2 protein-coding genes are annotated in these 3,381 nt (G+C 64.0%); both read right to left on the reverse strand.

Annotated elements, in window-relative coordinates; translation table 11 throughout:
* Positions 1 to 384: 384 nt before the first annotated feature.
* Positions 385 to 894 carry a cupredoxin domain-containing protein gene (locus BRA62_RS12345; RefSeq protein ID WP_292367050.1) on the reverse strand — a complete coding sequence of 170 codons (510 nt, stop codon included), beginning with the start codon at positions 892 to 894 and terminating at the stop codon, positions 385 to 387.
* A gap of 116 nt (positions 895 to 1,010) precedes the next feature.
* Positions 1,011 to 3,149, reverse strand: coding sequence for a PQQ-binding-like beta-propeller repeat protein (locus BRA62_RS12350; RefSeq protein WP_292367052.1), 2,139 nt, complete (start codon positions 3,147 to 3,149; stop codon positions 1,011 to 1,013).
* Positions 3,150 to 3,381: the final 232 nt, after the last annotated feature.

The following is a 3,381-nucleotide window of genomic DNA, read 5'->3' on the forward strand; positions in this document are numbered from 1 at the left end:
GGGTCCCGGTCTCCATCGGGGTTGTCATCGTCTCCGTGGGGGTAGGCAGGGCGCCGTCTCCACCCGGCAAGGTGCATCCCGCGGCCAGGATGCCGGCGCCCAGGATGAGGAGCACCGCCAGCAGGACTAGGATGGGTCTCATGGAAGGGGCCCATCACACACATGTTATTTATAATTTGCTCACCCGTGCCGGCCGCCGCCGTCAGGACCCCCGATCAGGACGCAGGCCCGGACTCTGCATCCCGCCTGTCCGGAACGCCGGCGCCGGTTGCCTGAATCGATTCAGACCCGCCAGCCCACCGGATCCCTGGTGGGGCCTGCTGGAAACTCCGCAGAAACCGCACGGGGAAGAAGAGGAGGAGGGGAGTATCCCCGTTTTTCGTATCACTCTACAATGAAGTCGCCGGTCATCTGCTGGGGGTGGACGTCGCACCGGAAGAAGTAAGTCCCGGGCTCCTCCGGCGCGGTGAAGGTGTAGGTGATGACTGCCGGGCCGGTGATGGTCTCGCCCACGAAGATCTCCTCGGCCGCGGAAGAGTCCGTGTAGACCGCGACGTTGTGGAGGATGCCGGCATCCCGGTTATCGAAGATTATCGTCACCTGCGCCCCCGCCGGCACCGTGATCGTGTTCGTGTCGAACGCCGTGTTATCGGCGGCGATCTCGACGGTCGCGATCCCTCCGCCCGCTGCGGTCGTCGCTGCCGTTGTGACGCGCGTTGTCTCTGTGGCGGTCGGGGTTTCGGTCTCGAGCGGCGTCTCGGTCTCCATCGGGGTCGTTACCGTCTCCGTGGGGGTCGGCTGGGTGCCGTCTCCACCCGGCGCGGTGCATCCCGCGACCAGCATGCCGGCGCTCACGATGAGGAGCGCCATGAGAAGGACTGCATTGGGCCTCATGAGCGAAACGATCCTGTACATGCTATTTATATTTATCCGCGCGTGAAGGTCCGCACAGGAGAAAGGGGTGGGAGGAGCGGGGCAATCCCGCTCTTCGCACGCCGGTGCGTTCCGGGTCACTCCACGATGAAATCGCCGTTCATGGAGGGATGGACGTCGCACTGGAAGTAGTAAGTCCCGGGCTCTTCCGGCGCCGTGAAGGTGTAGGTGATCTCGGCGGGCCCGGTGATGATCTCGCCCACGAAGATCTCCTCCGCCCTGGCGGGACTGTTGTAGACCGCGACGTTGTGGGGGATGCCGCCGTCCTGGTTGTCGAAGACCATCGTCACCTCCGCCCCCGCCGGCACCGTGATGGTGTCCGTATCGAACGCGAGATTATCGGCGGAGATATTCACCGTCGTCGCGTTCCCGGGCGTCGTCGGGGCCGGGGTTACATTCGTTGTTGCTGTCGGCGTCACATTCATCGTTACCGTCGGGGTTACATTCACGGTTGCTGTCGGCGTCACGTTCATCGTCATCGTCGGAGTGGCGTTCATCGTCGGCGTCGGCGTCACGTTCCCGGTCTCGTTCCCGGCCGGGGGCATGACTGTCGGAGTCACGTTCATCGTCGGTGCGGGCGTCACGTTCCCCATCCCGCCGGGACGGAGCGCTATGACCTGGGACATCTCCCCGACGCCGCAGGGCCAGACGATGGTGTCGTTCGCGACCGCAGGCCAGGCGTTGATGCCCGCAGGAGCGGTGAAACTCCAGACCTCTTCACCGGTCATCGCGTCGAAAGCGTAGATCGTCCCGTTGAAGGTCGCCGTGAAGACCAGGTCGTTGACGACCGTCGCACCGCCCACGTTGATGGAGTCAAGTTTCTGATCCCAGAGGATCTTGCCGGAATAGGCCTCAACAGCCACAAGCCCGCCTGTCCCCTCGGGGACCGGCTGGATCTCCGCCTGGGGCGCGCCCTCGACGCCCAGGGAGAGCGAACTTGTCGGCGTCCAGTTGGTATAGAGGTCGACGTAGGGCACGTAGACCGTGCCGTTCGCGTAGGCCATCGGGGTCTCGACACCGCCGAGCGCTCCCGGGTAGACCGTGGTGTTGCCGGGCGGCAGCGCCGCAAGCTGGTCGTTCTCGTGCCTGCCCACGACCGCAATCCAGAGGATGGCTCCGGTGTCGCGGTTGAAGGCATACACCCTGCCCATCTTCCCGGCGCCGATCACGACATTCTGGTCCTCCCCGCTGACGTTGGCGCTGGTGAGGATCGGCGCGATCGCGAGGTCGTGGTCAAAGAGGTCGTGCGGGAGCACCTGGGTGAACCAGACTATATCCCCGGTCGCATGGTCGAGCGCCATCATGGTGTTCGTGTAGAGGTTCGGGCCGGGCCTGCTCGCCCCGTTCGGGAACTCAGGGGTCCCCGCGAAGGGTGCCGGGTTCGCTATGGGCCAGTAGGTGATGCCGGTCTCTGTATCCACCGCCGGGGTGTACCAGACCCCACCGCCGCTGTTGACGTCGGGGTTGCCCCAGATGCTCACCGGGTCGTCGACCGTGCTGAAGTTCCACGCGACCTCGCCGGTCTCCTGGTCGAGGGCATAGATGTACCCGACGGCACCGCCCCGGTAGAAGACGTCGCCGCGTCCGGGCACCGTCGAGGTGTAGACCAGGTTGTCGTAGACCGTGGGCTGGATGTCGATGCCCTCGCCGATGATCTCCCCGGCCAGGGGCGTGGTGTTGATGAGCTGCATCGACCAGAGCTCTTCACCGCTCGATGCGTTCAGCGCCGCGACGGAGAAGGGGTCGCTCGTCACGAAGACCTTGCCCCACCCGACCGCCGGCCCGTTCGGCCCGGTCACGGTGGTGTTGTTGTAGATCTTCTCCCACTTCACCGAACCGTCGGCAAGGTTCAGGGCGTAGGTGTCGGCGTAGAGGTCCTGGAAGTAGACGGTGTCCCCCATGATGATGGGGTTGCTGCTCGCGCCGCCGAAGGTGCCGGTGGCGGTGATATCGAATGTCCAGGCGATCGCCAGATCGTTGACATTGTCCTTATTGATCGATACGTCGGTCGTTGCGCGTGTATTCTCGTAGTCTCTGTTCGGAAGCGGCCAGTCGGCCGTGTACTGCATGATCTCCGGCGGGACTCCCTCCGCCGCCTGAAGGCCTGTTGTCTCGTTGGGCATGTCGCTCGCGTTCTCTTCCTGGGCGACCGCCCCGGAAAAGAGCATTAAACACCCTACCAGGGTGATTATCAGGAGCCTTGACAATCTCTGCATACGGGGCAGGAATGAGAAAGCCACGTTATATACCTTTCGCAGAGGAGCCCTTTCCTCCCCAAAAAAACCCGGTTTCCTGAAACAACCTTTGGCAAGGGCCCGGCTCCGTCGGAGAACGGCAAGCCTCGCCACAGGGCGCCCGCCGGTTATCGAAGAAGAGAGAGGGCGAGGCAGCCCCGCCCCCCGTACCGATCCGGTTCGGATCACTCTACGATGAAATCGCCGTTCATGG

The organism is Methanoculleus sp. UBA208, from assembly GCF_002498065.1.
Classification (GTDB): Archaea; Halobacteriota; Methanomicrobia; order Methanomicrobiales; family Methanoculleaceae; genus Methanoculleus.

What these genes read in the sequence shown, in the direction of transcription:
- BRA62_RS12345 (WP_292367050.1), bottom strand. Translation starts at nt 894, where the DNA reads ATGAGGCCCAATGCAGTCCTTCTCATGGCGCTCCTCATCGTGAGCGCC.
- BRA62_RS12350 (WP_292367052.1), bottom strand. Translation starts at nt 3,149, where the DNA reads ATGCAGAGATTGTCAAGGCTCCTGATAATCACCCTGGTAGGGTGTTTA.